The 523-nt window shown below is 37.9% G+C and carries 1 protein-coding gene; it reads left to right on the top strand.

The window, feature by feature from the left end:
- Window positions 1-81: 81 nt before the first annotated feature.
- Window positions 82-519 (top strand): IS200/IS605 family transposase, encoded by a 438-nt coding sequence (gene tnpA, locus ACLI1A_RS19560; protein ID WP_411410382.1) that lies wholly within the window; start codon window positions 82-84, stop codon window positions 517-519.
- The last annotated feature ends 4 nt before the right edge of the window (window positions 520-523 follow it).

Genomic DNA, 523 nt, shown 5'->3' with positions numbered 1-523 from the left:
TTTATTGGTCTCAAAAATAGTTAAAACTATGCACTTTAGTGCATTTCGCTTTCAGCTTCTAAAAATGTATCTTTGTTATTGATGGATTATCAAAGAGCAAATGGTCATAGCATTTCGAGATTATCAGCCCACATAGTCTGGGTTACTAAATATCGTTACCCTGTTTTGAATGGCGATATAAAGGTTCGGTGCCGTACTCTTCTGATACAAATCTGTGAAGCAGAAGATGTTCAGATATTGAAAGGAGTTGTTTCTAAAGACCATATCCATATGCATATAGAGTATCGTCCGTCTCAAGATATAAGTAGCTTGGTAAAGCTGCTTAAAGGCAGGTCTTCGAGAAAACTTCAGACAGAATTTCCTGAGCTTAAGAAGCGTTACTGGGGGCGTCATTTTTGGGCGATCGGATTCGGTTGCTGGAGTACTGGAAACATTACCGATGAAATGGTTAACGAATACTTAGAACACCATCGAAATCCAAACAATTCTGATCAAACGAATTTTATCATAGAGGATTGACATC

Source organism: Flavobacterium sp. RHBU_3 (assembly GCF_046613565.1).
Taxonomy (GTDB): Bacteria; Bacteroidota; Bacteroidia; order Flavobacteriales; family Flavobacteriaceae; genus Flavobacterium.
Note: the sequence above shows the minus strand (reverse complement) of the source record. Positions and strands in the feature narration are given on the sequence as shown.